Annotated in this window: 13 protein-coding genes; 10 read left to right on the top strand and 3 right to left on the bottom strand. The window is 67.0% G+C overall.

What is annotated here, in order from left to right; all coding sequences use genetic code 11:
- Positions 1-55 precede the first annotated feature (55 nt).
- The 4 genes from ACWGE0_RS41170 (at position 56) to treZ (ending at position 6,715) form a co-directional block, all read left to right on the top strand.
- A complete protein-coding gene (locus tag ACWGE0_RS41170; RefSeq protein WP_319971405.1) occupies positions 56-358 on the top strand; it encodes a hypothetical protein in 303 nt (100 codons plus the stop codon).
- A gap of 494 nt (positions 359-852) precedes the next feature.
- Positions 853-2,958, top strand: a complete 2,106-nt coding sequence (gene glgX, locus ACWGE0_RS41165) for a glycogen debranching protein GlgX (protein ID WP_452266307.1) — start codon at positions 853-855, stop codon at positions 2,956-2,958.
- Positions 2,958-5,036: a malto-oligosyltrehalose synthase gene (treY, locus tag ACWGE0_RS41160; protein WP_452266306.1), complete on the top strand. Its 2,079-nt coding sequence runs from the start codon at positions 2,958-2,960 to the stop codon at positions 5,034-5,036. The genes glgX and treY overlap by 1 nt, the downstream gene beginning before the upstream one ends.
- Complete coding sequence (treZ, locus tag ACWGE0_RS41155; protein ID WP_452266305.1) at positions 5,033-6,715, top strand: malto-oligosyltrehalose trehalohydrolase; 1,683 nt, start codon at positions 5,033-5,035, stop codon at positions 6,713-6,715. The genes treY and treZ overlap by 4 nt, the downstream gene beginning before the upstream one ends.
- Here the strand turns inward: treZ and ACWGE0_RS41150 are convergent.
- Entirely contained in the window at positions 6,634-6,978 is a 345-nt protein-coding gene (locus tag ACWGE0_RS41150) for an ANTAR domain-containing protein (RefSeq protein WP_452266304.1), read from the bottom strand. The two genes, treZ and ACWGE0_RS41150, sit on opposite strands and share 82 nt — an antisense overlap.
- A gap of 216 nt (positions 6,979-7,194) precedes the next feature.
- Between ACWGE0_RS41150 and ACWGE0_RS41145 the strand changes: the two genes are divergently transcribed.
- The 4 genes from ACWGE0_RS41145 to ACWGE0_RS41130 all read left to right on the top strand — a co-directional run bounded on the left by ACWGE0_RS41145 (position 7,195) and on the right by ACWGE0_RS41130 (position 9,218).
- Positions 7,195-7,374: a CsbD family protein gene (locus tag ACWGE0_RS41145; protein ID WP_319971400.1), complete on the top strand. Its 180-nt coding sequence runs from the start codon at positions 7,195-7,197 to the stop codon at positions 7,372-7,374.
- On the top strand, positions 7,352-7,987 hold the full coding sequence (locus ACWGE0_RS41140) for a UdgX family uracil-DNA binding protein (RefSeq protein ID WP_452266303.1): 636 nt from the start codon (positions 7,352-7,354) through the stop codon (positions 7,985-7,987). The genes ACWGE0_RS41145 and ACWGE0_RS41140 overlap by 23 nt, the downstream gene beginning before the upstream one ends.
- Positions 7,988-8,283: 296 nt before the next feature.
- Entirely contained in the window at positions 8,284-8,541 is a 258-nt protein-coding gene (locus tag ACWGE0_RS41135) for a helix-turn-helix domain-containing protein (protein WP_452266302.1), read from the top strand.
- A 206-nt stretch (positions 8,542-8,747) separates the two neighbouring features.
- On the top strand, positions 8,748-9,218 hold the full coding sequence (locus tag ACWGE0_RS41130; RefSeq protein ID WP_452266301.1) for a hypothetical protein: 471 nt from the start codon (positions 8,748-8,750) through the stop codon (positions 9,216-9,218).
- A gap of 4 nt (positions 9,219-9,222) precedes the next feature.
- Here the strand turns inward: ACWGE0_RS41130 and ACWGE0_RS41125 are convergent, their stop codons facing one another.
- On the bottom strand, positions 9,223-10,401 hold the full coding sequence (locus ACWGE0_RS41125) for a cytochrome P450 (RefSeq protein WP_452266300.1): 1,179 nt from the start codon (positions 10,399-10,401) through the stop codon (positions 9,223-9,225).
- Positions 10,402-10,562: 161 nt separating this feature from the next.
- Here ACWGE0_RS41125 and ACWGE0_RS41120 point away from each other — a divergent pair, with 161 nt between their 5' ends.
- Together ACWGE0_RS41120 and ACWGE0_RS41115 are read left to right on the top strand one after the other, a co-directional pair.
- Positions 10,563-13,370, top strand: a complete 2,808-nt coding sequence (locus ACWGE0_RS41120; RefSeq protein WP_452266299.1) for a glycosyl hydrolase family 95 catalytic domain-containing protein — start codon at positions 10,563-10,565, stop codon at positions 13,368-13,370.
- Entirely contained in the window at positions 13,367-15,364 is a 1,998-nt protein-coding gene (locus ACWGE0_RS41115) for an NPCBM/NEW2 domain-containing protein (protein ID WP_452266298.1), read from the top strand. Before ACWGE0_RS41120 ends, ACWGE0_RS41115 begins: the two co-directional genes overlap by 4 nt.
- Here the strand turns inward: ACWGE0_RS41115 and ACWGE0_RS41110 are convergent.
- On the bottom strand, positions 15,318-16,643 hold the full coding sequence (locus ACWGE0_RS41110; RefSeq protein ID WP_452266297.1) for an amino acid permease: 1,326 nt from the start codon (positions 16,641-16,643) through the stop codon (positions 15,318-15,320). The genes ACWGE0_RS41115 and ACWGE0_RS41110 overlap by 47 nt on opposite strands.
- Between the last annotated feature and the right edge of the window lie 992 nt (positions 16,644-17,635).

The raw sequence follows: 17,635 nt of genomic DNA, 5'->3' as shown, positions 1-17,635 counted from the left end.
CTGTAAGGCCGTCACCCGACGGCGGACGACGAACGTTTTGGAGGTGGCGTACCAGATGAGCTCAGCCGTGAGCACCCGGACACCAACCGGGGTGCTTGAACTGGCCGTCGAGCAGGTCCTCGCTTCGGTGAGACCCGCTGCACTCGGCGACCCGGTGGTCGGGGCACGGCGCGCGGAGGAATCACTGCGTGACGCGCTGCGGGACGCAGGTCCCGTTGAGGACAACCTGGCCTTGCAGCACGCCCTGGCGTGCGCGGAGGCCGCTTGTGAACACCTGAAGTACTGCGAGATCCAGGAAGCACGAACGTTGCTCATGGCCGCACGTGGGCAACTGGTTCTGGCACACGAAGGAGTGTGACTGCATTCCGTAGTTGCCGGTCGGTGACGATCACACGATCGAATTAAGCCGCTCCCACTCTCGTGAGAACCTCGCTGTAGCGGGCCCGGAATTGTCGGTGCTCGCTCGTAGGGTTCGGAGTGTGATCGTCCACCAGGCCTGTCTGTTCGCTTTGGATCCAAATCCGGCACAGGCGCGGGCTCCGTCCGCGCACTGCGGTGTCCGCTGCCCGCACTCCGGAGGATCTGGAACCAGGCCGAGGATCAAGTCGCGAGACGGTGGGTTCGTGTCCAGCCCGAAACACCTGATCGCCGACACCGGGTTCGCCGAGGTCCGGCGGCACCTGGAGTACAAGACGCGGTGGCGGGGTAGTTGTCTGGTCGTGGAGGCCGGTGACCTGGAGCCTCAGGGCTCGACGGACGTGGAGCCGGCCATCCCTCACAACAGAGTCATGCCACGACGTTGTGACCCGGATATGGTCTGTTAGTAGCTACCTTCTTGTGACGAGGAGCATTGTGCGACCCTGGCCCGGAAGGCCCTACCCGCTGGGCGCTGGATATGACGGCGTTGGTACGAATTTCGCCCTGTTCTCCGAGGTCGCGGAGTACGTGGAGCTCTGCCTGTTCGACGAGGACGGCACCGAGACGCGCGTGAGGCTGCCGGAGGTGGACGGGTTCGTCCACCACGGCTACCTGCTGGGCGTCGGCCCAGGGCAGAAGTACGGGTACCGCGTGCACGGCCCGTACGACCCGGCGCGAGGTCTGCGCTGCAATCCCAACAAGTTGCTCATCGACCCGTACGCCAAGGCCATCTCGAACGGCCTGACGTGGGACGAGGCGTTGTACGGGTACAAGTTCGGTTCGCCGGACGAGCGCAACGACACCGACTCGGCGCCGCACGTGCCGAAGTCCGTGGTGGTGAACCCGTTCTTCGACTGGACGAACGACAGGCTGCCCAGGACGCCGTACAACGAGAGCGTCATTTACGAGGCGCACGTTCGCGGTCTGACCATCGACCACCCCGAGATTCCGCCGCGCCTGCGAGGCACTTACGCGGGGCTGGCGCATCCGGTGATGATCGATCATCTGATCAAGCTCGGGGTCACCGCGGTCGAGCTGATGCCGGTGCACCAGTTCATCAGCGATCACACGCTGGCGGAGCGGCGGCTCAGCAACTACTGGGGTTACAACACGATCGGGTTCTTCGCGCCGCACGACGGTTACTCGGCGCTGCCGTTGAACCAGGTGCAGGAGTTCAAGGGCATGGTCAGGGCCCTGCACCAGGCGGGGATCGAGGTCATCCTCGACGTCGTCTACAACCACACCGCGGAGGGCAACCACCTCGGGCCGACGATGTCGATGCGCGGTATCGACAACGAGGCGTACTACCGGCTGGTGGAGGACGACCCGAAGTTCTACATGGACTACACGGGCACCGGTAACTCGCTGAACGTGCGGTCGCCGCACACGTTGCAGCTCATCATGGACTCGCTGCGGTACTGGGTCACCGAGATGCACGTCGACGGGTTCCGGTTCGACCTCGCGTCGGCGCTGGCCCGCGAGTTCTACGACGTCGACCGGCTGGCCACGTTCTTCGAGGTCGTGCAGCAGGACCCGGTGGTGTCGCAGGTCAAGCTGATCGCGGAGCCGTGGGACGTCGGGCCCGGCGGGTACCAGGTCGGCAACTTCCCTCCACTGTGGACGGAGTGGAACGGCAAGTTCCGCGACACGGTCCGCGACTTCTGGCGCGGTGAGCAGGCGACGCTGGGTGAGTTCGCGTCGCGCATCACCGGCAGCAGCGACCTCTACCAGGACGACGGGCGCCGGCCGTACGCGTCGATCAACTTCGTGACGGCGCACGACGGCTTCACCCTCAACGACCTGGTGTCGTACAACGAGAAGCACAACGAGGCGAACGGCGAGGACAACCGCGACGGCGAGGATCACAACCGGTCGTGGAACTGCGGTGTCGAGGGGCCGACGGACGACGAGGAAGTCCTGAAGCTGCGGGCGCGGCAGCGGCGGAACCTGATGGCGACCACGTTGTTGTCGCAGGGTGTGCCGATGATCGTGAACGGCGACGAGTTCGGTCGCACGCAGAACGGCAACAACAACGCGTACTGCCAGGACAACGAGGTCTCCTGGGTCGACTGGTCGTTGCTGGAGAGCAACGCCGAGCTGGTCGACTTCACCTCGGCGGTCGCGGCGTTCCGCAAGGCGCACCCGGTGTTCCGGCGCAAGCGCTTCTTCGCGGGCCGGCCGATCCGCAAGGGCGAGGAGCTGCGCGACATCGCGTGGTTCACCCCGTCCGGCGAGGAGATGACAGAGCAGAACTGGGAGGACGACTTCGGCAAGTGCGTCGTCATCTTCCTCAACGGCGAGGGCATCCCGGACCTCGACTCGCGCGGCATGCGGGTGGTCGACGACTCGTTCCTGATGGCGTTCAACGGGCACTACGAGGACATCCAGGTGACGCTGCCGGAGCTCGAGTACGGTCCTGAGTGGACGGTCGTGGTCGACACGGCGACCGGGCAGGTCGGCAAGGGCGAGAAGGCGATCGCCGCGGGCGGGGAGCTGAACCTCATCGCGCGGTCGCTGGTCGTGCTGCAGAGGGTGGGCTGATGGGCGCGCCGTCCTCCACGTACCGCGTCCAGTTCACCCCGTCCGTCACCTTCGCCGACGCCGCCGGGATCGCGGACTACCTGGCGCGCCTTGGTATCGGCGCGCTGTACGGATCGCCGATGCTCGACGCGCGGGAAGGGTCCACGCACGGCTACGACGTCGTGGACCCGACCCGCGCACGGCCGGAGCTGGGTGGCGACGACGGACGCAAGGCGCTCCAGGAACGGCTCACCGCACTGGAACTCGGCCTGGTCGTCGACATCGTGCCGAACCACATGGTCGTGCCGAACCCGTGGTGGGAGGACGTGCTCGCGAACGGCCAGGAGTCAAAGTACGCCCGGTACTTCGACATCGACTGGTCGTCGGGCAAGGTGCTGCTGCCCGTGCTCGCGGAAGACGCTCCCGACGAACCTGGCGAGCACTTCGTCAGGGTGAACTGGCGGCGGGGCAACACCGAGCTGAACTACCGGCGGTTCTTCGACATCACCGAACTCGCGGCGGTGCGGGTCGAGGACCCCGAGGTGTTCGAGGCGACGCACCGCGAGGTGTTGTCGTGGGGCGTCACGGGCCTGCGCGTCGACCACCCGGACGGCCTGGCCGATCCCGGTGGGTACTTCCGGCGGCTGCGCGAGCACTTCGACGGCTGGCTGGTCGTGGAGAAGATCCTCGGGCCGGACGAGTCGCTGCCGCAGAGCTGGCCGGTCGACGGCACGACGGGCTACGACGCGTTGCGCGAGATCTGCGGTGTGTTCATCGCGCCCACCGACAGGTTCGACGGCGACTTCCACGAGGTCGAACACTCCTCACGGCAACAGGTCGCGGACTCGATCCTGGCCGCTGAGGTGCGCCGGATCGCGCGACTCGTGCAGGGCGTGCCGTTCGAGGACGCCTGCACGGCCGTCGCCGAGGTGATGGTCAACTTCCCGGTGTACCGGTCGTACCTGCCGGAAGGCATGCGGCACTGGGAGATCGCGGTGCAGCGGAGCAAGTCGTCGGCTGTGCGGGCGTTGGACGAGCAGGTGCGCGCCGATCCTCACGGCGAACTGGCGACCAGGATCCAGCAGACGTCCGGCATGGTCGTCGCGAAGGGCACCGAGGACACCGCGTTCTACCGGTACACGAACTTCGTGGCGCTCAACGAGGTCGGTGGCTCGCCGGACAGGTTCGGCCTGGCACCGCAGGACTTCCACCAGCGCGCGGCGAACCGCGAGGCCGGTGAGCCGAACGCCATGACCGCGCTGTCGACACACGACACCAAACGGTCGGAGGACGTGCGGGCGCGGCTCGCGGTGCTGGCGGAGATCCCGGACGAGTACCTGGCGTTCGAGTCCGCGATGAGCGAGCAGCACGGCATCTCCGAGCCATCGCTGAACAGGCTGGCGTGGCAGTCGCTCGTCGGTGCGTGGCCGATCACCGAGGACCGCCTGGGCCAGTACCTGGAGAAGGCGTCCCGCGAGGCCAAGATCAAGACGTCGTGGGTCGACCGGAACGCCGAGTTCGACGCCGAGGTGGCCGCGTGGCCGGCGAAGGCGGTGAACGAGCCGGAGGTCAGCGCGTTCGCCGAACGGATCAAGGCGCCCGGCTGGTCGAACTCGCTGGGGCAGAAGCTGGTCCAGCTCACCGCACCCGGCGTGCCGGACGTGTACCAGGGCACCGAGCTGTGGGACTTCTCGCTGGTCGACCCGGACAACCGCCGTCCGGTCGACTACCAGGTGCGCCGGGACCTGTTGGACCGCATCGAGTCCGGCTGGCTGCCGGAGGTCGACGACTCGGGCGCGGCGAAGCTTCTCGTGGTGCAGAAGGCTTTGCAGGTCCGCAAACGCGGCCTGCACGGCTATCGGCCGCTGCACGCCGAAGGGCCGGCCGCTGAGCACGTGCTGGCGTTCGAACGGTCCGGTGTGATCACGGTGGCGACGAGGCTGCCGGTCGCGTTGGAACGGAAGGGCTGGCAGGACACCGTTCTGCCGTTGCCGGGTGCGAAGTGGACGGACGTGCTCACCGGGCGTCCCGCGACCGAGGACCTGGCGTCGCTGCTCGACACCTATCCGGTGGCACTGCTGGTGCGGGGGGATCAGTGAGCTTCTCCGTCTGGGCGCCGACGCCCGAGTCGGTGCACGTGCGCGTCGACGGGTTCGACCACGAGATGAAGCGCGACGGCGACTGGTGGCTGTCCGATGCCGACTCGCCGGAGGGGACGGACTACGCGTTCGTCATCGAAGGCAAGGCGTATCCGGATCCGCGGTCGCTGTGGCAACCCAACGGCGTGCACGAGGCTTCTCGGGTCTACCGGCACACCTACGAGTGGAACGACAGCGCGTGGACGGGCCGTGCGTTGCCCGGTGGGGTGATCTACGAACTGCACATCGGCACGTTCACGCCGGAAGGCACGTTCGACGCGGCCATCGGGAAGCTCGACCACCTGGTGGACCTCGGCATCACGTTCGTCGAGGTCATGCCGGTCAACAGCTTCGACGGCGTCGAGGGCTGGGGCTACGACGGCGTCCTGTGGGGTGCCGTGCACGAGCCGTACGGCGGGCCGGACGGGTTCAAGCGGTTCGTGGACGCCTGTCACGGCAAGGGTCTCGCCGTGCTGCTCGACGTGGTCTACAACCACCTCGGGCCGTCCGGTGCGTACCTCGACAAGTTCGGGCCGTACTTCGCCGGGCGCAACGACTGGGGCCCTGGGCTGAACCTCGACGGACCGGGTTCCGACGAGGTCCGCCGGTACGTCATCGACAACGCGCTGCAGTGGCTCGGGGACTTCCACGTCGACGGGCTGCGGCTCGACGCCGTGCACGCGCTGGCGGACCGGCGCGCGGTGCACGTGCTCGAAGAGCTGGCGGTCGAGGTCGAGGCGCTCTCCACCAGGGTCGCGCGGCCGCTGACGCTGATCGCCGAGTCCGACCTCAACGACGCCAAGCTGGTCACCGCGCGCGAAGGTGGCGGGCACGGCCTGCAGGCGCAGTGGTCAGATGATCTGCACCACTGCCTGCACGTGGCGCTGACCGGCGAGACTTTCGGTTATTACGAGGACTTCGCGGCACCGGGTGCGCTCAAGAACACGCTGGAGAAGGTGTTCTTCCACGCCGGCACCTGGTCATCGTTCCGCGAGAAGCACCACGGCAAACCCGTCGACACCGCGCTGATCCCCGGCCACCGGTTCCTCGCGTACACCCAGAACCACGACCAGATCGGCAACCGCGCGACCGGTGACCGGCTGCCGGCGAGCGTGCCGACCGGGAAGTTGTTGTGCGCGGCGGCGATCGTGCTGTGTTCGCCCTACACGCCCATGATCTTCATGGGGGAGGAGTGGGCGGCGTCCACGCCCTGGCAGTTCTTCGCGTCGTTCCCGGACCCGCAGCTGGCGGAGGCCGTCCGGACGGGCCGGCGCCGCGAGTTCTCCCGGCACGGCTGGGGTGAGTCCGACGTGCCGGACCCGATGTCGCCTCAGACCGTGGAGAACTCACGGCTCAAGTGGGACGAACTGTCCACCGGCGACCACGCGCAGGTGCTGGAGACCTACAAAGCGCTGATCGCGTTGCGACGCTCCCGCCCGGAGCTGGCCGACCCGCGGTTGGACAGGTTCGTGGTGGAGCAGGACGGGGAGTGCTTCGTGCTGCACCGCGGAACGATCCGCGTCGTGGTGAACCTCGGCACGACCCCCGCCCCGCTGCCTCAGGGAGACGTGCTGCTGACCTCCTCCGCGAACCCGTCGTCACTGTCACCCGAGTCGTTCGCGGTGGTCGCGTCGACGTGATCCCACAGCACCTGGTCGGCCACGTTGACGGGCCGCCCGAGGTGCGCGTACACGAACGCGGTGACCAGCCGGTCGGCCGCGACGTGCAGCTTGATGTTGTGGTGCTGGGATATGTGCACCAGCAGCTGGAACGCCTGCTGGGGTGTGCAGGGTTTGCGTGCGGCGATCAGGCCCGTGGCCTGCCCGATGACGGTCCGGGACACCAGGGCTTTGCGCAGCCCTGCCACCTCGGCCTCGAGGGCGGTGATTCTCGCGGACGACACCGCCGGCTCCTTTCACGTCGTCATGGTCACAGCGGCATGCCGGTGCGACGACGGTGCTCGGGAGCTCTCGAAGGGGCGGGACACACCCAGAGCAAGCCGTCTCATCGGCTTGCGGCTGGGTTCTCAACCGCGAGTGATCACCTTATCAACTGTTTCGGACGGTGCTCGCCGGGTAACCAATCGACGTAGCTGACCTCTAGTGAAGGAGCCTTCTTCATGGGTGCCGACGACAAGTTCAGCAACAAGGCTGATGAGCTCAAGGGCCGCGCGAAGGAAGCCGTCGGCGACGCCACCGACAACGAGCAGTGGCAGGCTGAGGGCCGCGCCGAGCGCGCCAAGGCCGACATCAAGCAGGCCGGCGAGAAGGTCAAGGATGCCTTCCGCTCGGACAAGTAACGCGAAGCCCGACGCCGCCCAGTTCGTCCCCGAGGGGAAGAGCTGGGCGGCGTTGCGTTCAGCGGCTGAAGGCTGTCGCGGCTGCGACCTCTACAAGGACGCCACGCAGACCGTCTTCGGTGAGGGACCGGTACCGGCGAAGCTGATGATGGTCGGTGAGTGCCCCGGTGACCGCGAGGACACCGCGGGGCACGTGTTCGTGGGCCCGGCGGGACGATTGCTGGACAAGGCGTTGCCTGTGGCCGGGATCGATCGTGCTGAGACGTACCTGACGAACGCGGTGAAGCACTTCAGGTTCACCGAGCGGGGCAAGCGCAGGATCCACCAGCAGCCTCGGCGCTCCGAGGTCGTGGCTTGCTTCCCCTGGTTGCGCGAGGAGATCCGGGTGGTGAAGCCCCAGCTGGTGATCTGCCTGGGGGCGGTGGCGGCCAAGGCGGTGCTGGGGCCGTCGTTCAAGCTGACCGAGCACCGCGGTGAGGTGCTGGAGCACGAAGGGCTGCGGGTCGGGGTGACCGTGCACCCGTCGGCGGTGGTGCGGGAGACCGAGAACTACCGCGAGGCGTTCGACGCGTTCGTGGCCGATCTCAAGGCCCTGAAGAAGGCCCTGAAGTAGAGCCGCTGGGAAGCCCGGAAATGGGACAACCCCCGGACGACTCCTGCGCTAGCAGGCCGAGCGGGACCAACGCTCGAAGTCCGGGGGCCGGGTGGCTGCCTTGGTTTACGACTAGGCGTCACCGAGGGCGGTCCTAGCGGACAGCCACCTCACGAGTCCTGTAGCTATACAACTTGGGACCACCTCCTCTCTTGTGTACGACGAACCTATGACGGCATCGGCCGGGGTCGCAACGAGTTTTTACGGGGTGGCACTTGCGCCCGTTGACTTGTGTGTTTCGCGTAGAATCCGCACCCATGGTGCGCATTCCCCTGACCTCGACTGAGCGGGAACGCGGCAGGCGGCTCGGTCAGTTGCTGCGGGACGCCCGCGGCGAGGAGAGCATGGTCGAGATCGCGGCCCGCGCCGGGTTGTCGGCCGAGACCGTGCGCAAGATCGAGACCGGACGTGCCCCCACGCCGTCGTTCTTCACGATCGCCGCGCTCGCGGGCGCGCTCGGCATCTCGCTGGACTCGATCACCGAGTTGCTGGCGCCGCAGAGCCGTTCGGCCTAGCCCGCGATGAGCCCGACGATGGTGGTGAATTCGCTCGGGTGAGTTACCACTAAAGTCGGTGCTACCCGGCTGTTCTTCAAGTAAACCTTTGACTTCGTCTTGTGTGCCGTGTTCCGGTGGAGCTACGAGATTCGCTCTTCTCGGAAACGGGGGAAATGATGAAATTCATTTCAGCGGTACTCACGGCATTCTTGACGTTCGTGCTCGTGAGTGCTCCGGCATCGGCTGCACCGCAGGTCGGCAGGGGTGAGATGCTGCAGCGCGCGGCGTCGTGGCTGACCGCGAACAACGGCGGCAGGGTGCCGTACAGCATGGAGAAGTACTGGACGGACGGTTATCGGCAGGACTGCTCGGGATTTGTGTCGATGGCCGCGAATCTGGGGAACGGAAATCCCAAGGGAGGCCCGAACACCGAGGCGCTCGCGACGGACAAGTACACGACCGCGGTGAAGATCGCCGACATGCAGCCCGGTGACCTCTTCATCGACCCGGTGGACGAGCCCGGCGACGACTTCCGGCACGTCGTGATCTTCGAGAAGTGGACGAAGGGCGACAAGTCCGAGTACATGGCCTACGAGCAGCGCGGTGGCTTCGGCACCGACCACCGCACGCGGACGTACGGTCTCGAGCCGAACAGCAAGTACAAGCCCGTCCGGCTCAAGAGCGTCACCGGCTAGAACCTCACCAGGCGATCGGCATGGCCAGCGGACCCCGCATGGTCATGCCGATTCGCCATTGCACGTCGCCGGCCAGCCGCAGTGCGGGGAACCGTTCGAGGATCGCCGTCAGCGCGACCTGCACGTCCATCCGCGCGAGCTGTGCGCCGATGCAGTGGTGCGGCCCGTGCCCGAACGTGAGGTGCCCCTTGGCGTTGCGCGTCACGTCGAACCGGTCGGGGTCGGGGAACTGGCGTGGGTCCCGGTTGGCGGCGTGCTTGGCCAGCAGCACCGGTTCGCCCGCTTTCACGGTGCCACCGCTCAGTTCCACGTCCTCCAGGGTGTAGCGGGGCAGGATGTCGGAGATCTCCTGCGCGGGAATCCACCGCAGCAGCTCCTCGACGGCTCCTGGCATCAGCTCCGGGTTCGAGCGCAGCAGTTCGGCCTGATCCGGGAACCGCAACAGCGTGTGGACGGAGTTGGCGATCTCGGCGGCCGTGGAGTCGTAACCGGCGCCGAGCAACAGGACCAGCAGCTGCACGAGCTCGTCGCCGGTGAGCTGGTCGCCGTCCTCCTGTGCCACCACCAACGCGCTGATCAGGTCGTCTTCCTGGTGCGCGCGCCGCTGGTCGGCGAGGCCGGCGAGGTAGACCGCGAGCTCGCCGATCTTCGCCAGCTTCTCGTCCTGGGTCATCGCGGTGCTGGACATGAACGCGGCGGCCAGGTCCTGGAAGTGGTCGCGGTCGTCGTACGGCACGCCGAGCAGGTCGCAGACCATCAGTCCTGGCAACGGAACCGCGTAGGCGGTCCACAGCTCCGCGGGTGGACCGGCCTTCTCGATGTCGTCCAGCAGCTCGTCGGCCAGCCGTTCCGCGGTCGTGCGCAGTTTTTCGACGCGGCGCACAGTGAAGGCGTGTGCCAGCAGTCGCCTGAGCCGGGTGTGGTCCGGTGGGTCGAGGTCGGTGAGGATCGCACCGATCCGTTGTGGCCCAACCCGCGGTGTGTCCCGCACGGCGGCCTGCGCGAGGCTGAACCTCGGGTCGCTGAGTGCTAATCGCACGTCGTCGTATCTGGTGAGCAGCCACCCCTCTTCCCCGTGCGGGAGCTGGACGCGGGCGAGGGGTTCGTCGTCACGGAGCCGGCCGTACATCGGGTCGATCTCGAGTCCGTCCACCGGGCCGAACGGGTAGGAACGCGCGGTCATGAGCATCCTCCAGGGTTCGCGGCGCGGACATCATACGACCGGAAAACGCTTTCATCCGAGGCTTGGCTGGTCTTGACCGGCCCAGGGGGCAGTCCTAGGCTGCGTTCGTACGCACACCTCCGATCTTTGGTCGCTGCCGCCGCGGACCTGAAAGGTGTTCTGTGGATCTGTCGCGGCGCGGACTGCTCGGTGGGGTTGTGGCTGGGGCGGCGCTCACGGCGTTGCCGGTCGGGGCGGGTGCGGATCCGGGGAGCGCCGGATGCGCCACGAGGATCGACTGGGAGCGGTTCCTCGGCGAGCAGGACCTGGTGTGGCAGCGGATGCCTCGTGCTTGGTACGAGGGTCCGTTCCTGGGCAACGGTTTTCTCGCCACCGCCTGCTATCGCGAGCCCGGCGCGAACGCGGTGCGGTTCACCGTGGACCACGCGAAGGTGCAGGACCACCGGCCGCAGTTCGGCAACGAGTGGGGAGTGGCGCGGCTGCCGGTCGGGCGGCTGTTGCTCACGCCGGTCGGCAAGATCGCCGGGGTCGACCTCAGGCTCGGCCTGTGGAACGCCGAGCTGCGCGGCAAGATCATCACTGACCAGGGTGAGCTCGCGGTCAGGTTGTTCGTGCACGCCGAGAAGTCGTTGCTGCACCTGGAAGTGCGGCCGTCCAGCGGTGAGAGTGGCTTCAAGCTGGAGTTCGTGGCGCTCGACGCCCTGAGCCCGCGCACGATCCGCGAACCACCGCCTGCGACGTTCCCGCTCAACCCCAAGCCGGTCACCCGCGTCGAGAACGGGCTCACGCTCGTCACCCAGGAGATGGTCGCGGGCGGTCAGACGGCCACGGCGTATCGCGTCAAGAAGTTCCACGGCCGCACGGAGTTCCTGCTGTCCGTGGACCATTCGTTCCCCGAGCGCACCGCCGAGGCAACGGTCCGGGAGGCGGTCACCAGAGCGTCGATCCCGGAGATGCTGCGCCACCAGCACCAGAAGTGGTGGCACACCTTCTACCGCAAGAGTTTCGTGTCCGTTCCGGACGCGTTGATGCAGAGCTTCTACTGGATCCAGCTGTACAAGCTCGCGTCCGGGGCTCGGGCGCAGGCGCCGATCATGCCCACCACCGGGCCGTGGCTGGAGCCGACGCCGTGGCCGTCGGTGTGGTTCAACCTCAACGCCCAGCTCGAGTACTGGCCGGTGCACGCGTCGAACCACCTCGAGCTGGACCCGATCCCGCGCACGATCGCGCAGAATCAACAGATCCTGGTCGACGCGCTGAGACCCGAGTTCCGCGCCGACTCGATGGGGTTGCGGCGCAGCACCGATCCGACGTTTCAGGACGCCGGGTTCGTCGGCTCGCCGCTGCATCCGTCGCCGGACCCGGAGATCGGGAACCTGCCGTGGTTGCTGCACAACGCGTGGCTGAGCTACCGGCACACGATGGACGAGCGGGTCCTGCGCGACACGGTCTTCCCGGTGCTGCGCCGATCGACCAACTACTACCTGCACTTCCTGCGCAAGGGTAACGACGGCAGGCTGCACCTGTTGCCCACCTACTCGCCCGAGTACGGCGTCGCGCCGGACTGCAACTACGACCTCGCGCTGCTGCGGTGGTCGTGCCGGACGTTGATCGAGTCGGCGAAGGTCCTCAGGATCGCCGATCCGCTGGTGCCGAAGTGGCAGGAGGTGCTCGACCAGCTCGTCGAGTACCCGGCCGACCTGGGCGGGTTCATGATCGGCGCCGGCGTGCCGTTCGCGAAGTCGCACCGGCACTACTCGCACATGCTCGCGGTCTACCCGTTGCACGAGGTCAACTGGGAGCAGCCGGAACGCCGTGACCTGATCGAACGCTCGCTGAAGCACTGGCTGAGCTTCGAGGGGTCGTTGCGCGGCTTCACGTTCACCGGTGCCGCCTCGATCTCGGCCCAGATGACCCGCGGCGACGAGGCGTTGCGCTACCTGCGCGAGTTCGTCGCCAGGTTCGCCCAGCCGAACACGATGTACTTCGAGGCAGGACCGGTGATCGAGACGCCTCTCTCCGCGGCGAAGTCGTTGCAGGACATGCTGATCCAGAGCTGGGGCGGGCTGATCCGGATCTTCCCGGCCGTGCCCGCCGTCTGGCAGGACGTCACGATCCACGACACCCGGACCGAGGGCGCGTTCCTGGTCAGCGCGGTGCGCCGGGGTGGCAGGACGCGGTTCGTCCGGGTGCACAGCGAGGCCGGCCAGCCGTGCCGCGTCCGCACGGGCATCGAGGGGCCTCTCAGCGTCCGGGGCTGCTCGCGGTGGAGCGTGCGCGACGGCGTGGTCGAGCTGGAGCTGCGGCGTGGCCAGGAAGCGTTGATCCACGCGAAGGGCGAGCGCGACTTCACCATCGCGCCGGTCCGGATCACCGAGCCTGCCCGGCGCTGGGGCCTGCCCGCGTTGCCGCCCGGTGGCAGCGCGGTGCCGGTCGACATCAGCGCGGCGCTCGACAACGACGGGCTGTCCAACGAGTTCACCAGCCGTGACGGCGACTTCGACGGCCTGGGCAACACCTACCCGGCCGCCCAGCTGCCGCAGACCGGTTCGGTGACCGACGACAGCGTCCTGTTCGAGTTCCACAACGGCGACGAGGCGAGCAAGAACAACGTCATCGCGGCCGGACAGACGTTGGCACTACCCGCCGGGAAGTACGTGAAGCTGCACCTGCTCGCGGCCGCCGACACGGGCAACGTCGAGGCGGACGGCACGCTGGTGTACGCCGACGGCCCGGTGCCCGCCCGGTTCCGGGTCACGGCCTGGCAGCAGCGGCCGCAGTTCGGCGAGTCGGAACCCGTTGCCACCACGCTGATGCACACGCCGGCCGGTCCGGTGGCCAAGCAGGTGTCGATCTTCCACCAGACCGTCGAGCTGGACGCCACCAAGGAACTCTCCGCCGTCACCTTGCCCAAGACGGGCGGGCCACGCCTGCACGTCTTCGCGATCACCCTGGAGAAGCCGAAGTGAGAGCACTGCTCACCGCGTTGGCGCTCGTCGCAGCGTCCGTGGTCGTACCGTCCTTACCCGCCACCGCAGCTGACCCCGACCCGACGCTGGCGCTCACCCCGCCGATGGGGTTCAACAACTGGAACACCACCGGCTGCGACATCAACGAGCAGATGATCCGCGACATGGCGGACATCTTCGTGACCAAGGGGCTCAAGGACGCCGGCTACCAGTACGTCAACGTCGACGACTGCTGGGCCGACGCCACCCGCGACCCCGCCACCGGACGGCTGCGCAACCACCCCGTGCGGTTTCCCAGTGGCATGAAGGCGCTCGCGGACTACATCCACGCCCGCGGCCTCAAGTTCGGCATCTACACCAGCGCAGGTGTTATGACGTGCGCCAAGACGATGCCGGGAGCGTTGGACCACGAGGAGATCGACGCGCAGACGTTCGCGGACTGGGGCGTCGACTACCTCAAGTACGACAACTGCAACAACGAGGGCCGTCCCGCTCTCGAGCGCTACACCAAAATGCGGGACGCGCTGAAGAAGACCGGCCGCCCGATCGTCTACTCGATCTGCGAGTGGGGCCAGAACAAGCCGTGGGAGTGGGGCAAGGGCGTCGGTCACCTGTGGCGCACCACCGGTGACATCAACGACACCTGGTCCAAGACCGTCGAGATCCTCAAGCTCAACGCGCCGCTGGACGCCTATGCCGGGCCGGGGCACTGGAACGACCCGGACATGCTGGAGGTCGGCAACGGCAGGCAGACGACAACCGAGTACCAGAGCCACTTCGCGCTGTGGTCGATCATGGCGGCGCCGCTGCTGATCGGCGCGGACCTGCGCAAGGTGTCCGCCGAGCACTTCGACATCCTGCGCAACAAGGAGATCATCGCGATCAACCAGGACAAGCTCGGCGTCCAGGGCAAGGTGATCTCCCAGAAGGACGGGCAGTGGGTGTTCGTGAAGCCGCTGGCCAACGGCGACAAGGCGGTGGCGCTGTTCAACGAGTCCGAGGTGAACGCGACGATCTCCACGTCCGCGCGTGACCTCGGGTTGCCGCGCAGCGTCGGCTACACCGTGCGGGATCTGTGGCAGCACAAGAACTTCCAGTCCGCGGGCAAGATCTCGGCTTCGCTGCCGCCGCACGGCACCGCGATCTTCCGGGTGAAGGCGTCACAGGACTGGTACCGGTACGAGCCCGCGATCGACACGTCGCTGGACATCGCCGCGCAGATCGCCGGGATCCCGAGCACGATCACGCCGGCCGGTGAGCCGTTCGTGGCCACCGTGACGGCGACCAACCAGGCTCCTGTGCCGGTGCTGAACGCTGCTACCTCGTTCATGGCGCCTGCGGGGTGGAAGGTCGAGAAGCTGTCGTCTGAGCGTGCGCCGGTGTTGCTCACTTCGCAGTCGGTGCAAGGTAAGTGGCGGGTGACGCCGCCTGCTGGAGTGGTGCCTGGCGCGCATGTTCTGAACGGCTCGTTGGGCGTTACCTGGGTTGGGCACGGGAAGCTGACTCGTCCGGTCGACGCCGGTGTGCTGGTGCCTGGTGCGCCGCCGTCGGGTGGGTCGTTGTGGGCCAGTGACGTCAAGTTCACCACTGAGCGCAGTGGCTATGGGCCCGTGGAGCGCGACAAGTCCAACGGCGGTTATGTCGGTGGTGACGGCAAGACGTTGACCATCAACGGAAAGACCTACGAGAAGGGGCTCGGCGCGCATGCCAACGCCGAGCTCATTCTCTACGTAGGTGGTCGTTGCACGTCGTTCTCGTCCGACGTCGGTATCGACGACGAACGGGACGTGAACCAGCTGGGCTCGGCGATCTTCGAGGTCTGGGCGGACGGCACGAAGGTCGCGTCCAGCGGGCTGCGGACCTGGCGGGATGACGCTGTTGCCATCGCGGGTTCCTTGCAGGGCGCCAAGTTCCTGCGTCTGGTGGTCAACGACAGCGGGGACGGCGTCAGGTTCGATCGGGGAGACTTCGCCGGCGCAAAGCTGACCTGCTGAGGGCGATGGTCGCGATGACGGCGACGAGCACGCCCGTAGACAGGATCTGACCGCGGGCCTGCTCGTCGCTGAGCATCAGCACGATGATCGCGGCGATGCCGGCCAGCGCGAGCCAGGAGAGGTACGGGTAGCCCCACATCGGGACCGCGGGGTTCGGGATGTCGCGGCGCAGGCGGATCTGGGAGATGGCGATGAACGCCCAGACGACCAGCAACGCGGAACCCACGGCGTTGAGCAGCAACAGGAACACGGTGTCCGGCCAGAGGTAGTTCAGCACCACCGAGAAGAACCCGAACGCGACGGATGCCAGCACCGCGTTGCGCGGGACGCCGTTCTTCTTGTTCAGCAACGCTTTGGGGGCCTCGCCGCGTTCGGCGAGCGAACAGAGCATGCGGGCGGCGCCGTAGAGGGTGGCGTTGATGGCGCTCAGCAGGGCCGCGAAGATGACGACGTTCATGATCTGGCCTGCGGCGGGGATGCCCAGGCGGTTCAACACGGCGACGTACGGGCTGGCACCCACCTCGGAGTCGTTCCAGGGCAGGAGAGTGACGACCACGGCCATCGAGCCGAGGTAGAAGACGAGCAGGCGGGTCATGGAGCTTCTGACCGCTTTGCCGATGGCGCGTTTGGGATCCTCGGCGTCGGCGGCCGCGATCGTGACTACTTCCAGGCCGCCGAACGCGAAGACCACGGCCATGAAGCCGGCGATCACTCCGCTCCAGCCGTTGGGCATGAAGTCGGTGAGGTTGCTCAGGCCTGGGGAGTCGACGTTGGGGAGGAGGTTGAGGATCGCGGCGGCGCCTAGTGTGAGGAAGAGGACGATCGCGGCGATTTTCAGGCCGGCGAACCAGAACTCGAACTCGCCGAAGTTGCGGACGTTGGTGAGGTTCACCGCGGTGAGGGCTGACATGAAGATCAGCACCCAGGTCCATTGGGGGACGGCTGGGACCCAGCCTGAGGCGATCTTGGCGGCGCCGGTGGCCTCGACTGCCAGGACTACGCCGACCGTTGCCCAGTAGGCCCAGCCGACGGTGAAGCCCGCCCAGGGGCCCAGTGCTTTTTCGGCGTGTACTGAGAAGGCGCCGCCGCTCGGATGTTCGGCGGCCATTTCTCCGAGCATTCGCATGATGAGCAACGCCAGGAATCCGGCCAGACCAAATGAGATGAGGACGGCCGGGCCGGCCAGTGCGATGCCGGCGCCTGTGCCCACGAAGAGACCCGCACCGATCACACCTCCCAGCGCGATCATGGTGACGTGGCGTTGTTGCAGGTGAGTCACGCTCTCCAGCCCCGTTCAAGTGTGCCGATGGCGGCCCGATAGTGAGTTCATGGCGGCGGAGAGTCAAATCGTGTGATCGGAGTTACACCGTACCGAAAAGTTAGTGAGGGTGAGATCGATGAACTCGCCTGAGGGAGCTTTGCCGTCCGGAGTGGTGCAGCGCGGAGTCGTGCAGCGCGGAGAGTTGCGGGCCGGAGAAGTTCGGACCGGGGAAGTGCCGCGGCTTGACACGTTCTCCAGTGCGCTTGAGCGGTACTCGGACTGGGGGTGGTTGGTGCTGCGGTCGGAGAACCGGTTGCTGTTGACCACCGATCATCAGGTGTCCGCTGTGGAGCTCGGGGCTGGGATCGGTGGGGAGGTGCAGCACTACCTGTCTGTGCGGATGCTTGGAGGACCGGTGGTGGTGTTGCCTGGGGCTCCTGGGAGGTGGCTCATCTTGACTTCGTCTGCTGATGAGGCTTCGCAGGTGAATTTGATTCGGTTGCGGGCGCGGGGGGCGTTGACGCATCGGTTGGGGACGTTGGTGCCGTTGCCGCCGTCTCGGATTGATCGTGGGTTGGTCGGGTGGTTGGGGGAAGGGCCCGCTGGGCGACCTTTTCTGCCGCCGTTTTCGGCTGTGGTGGCGGCGTTGAGGGCGGTTACGGAGACTGCTGGGTTGAGGTGATTCGGGGGGCTTGAGGGTCGCCGGCTTTGAGGGTGGTGGCCTTTGCGGGTCGCGAGTTTTGAGGGTGGTCACCTTGCGGGCGGCGGGTTCGGCCTGCGTGCGTTTCCTGGGGGCGCTGCCCCCAGACCCCCGCCAATCTGATCTGGGGGTCCTCCGCCGTGCGTGGGTTGATGGCACGCCTGTTGCGTTGGGCGGAGGCGCGTTGCGTAGGTGGTGCGGTCCGGGCGGGTCCCCGTCACAAGTCGGGCCAGAGCGAGCCACCCACGAGGAGGGATGTCAAACGGACGAAAAGCGTGTCCGTTTGACATCCCTCCTCGTGCGCGGCAAG

The organism is Lentzea sp. NPDC054927, from assembly GCF_053610285.1.
This window is presented reverse-complemented; position numbering and strand designations above follow the sequence as displayed.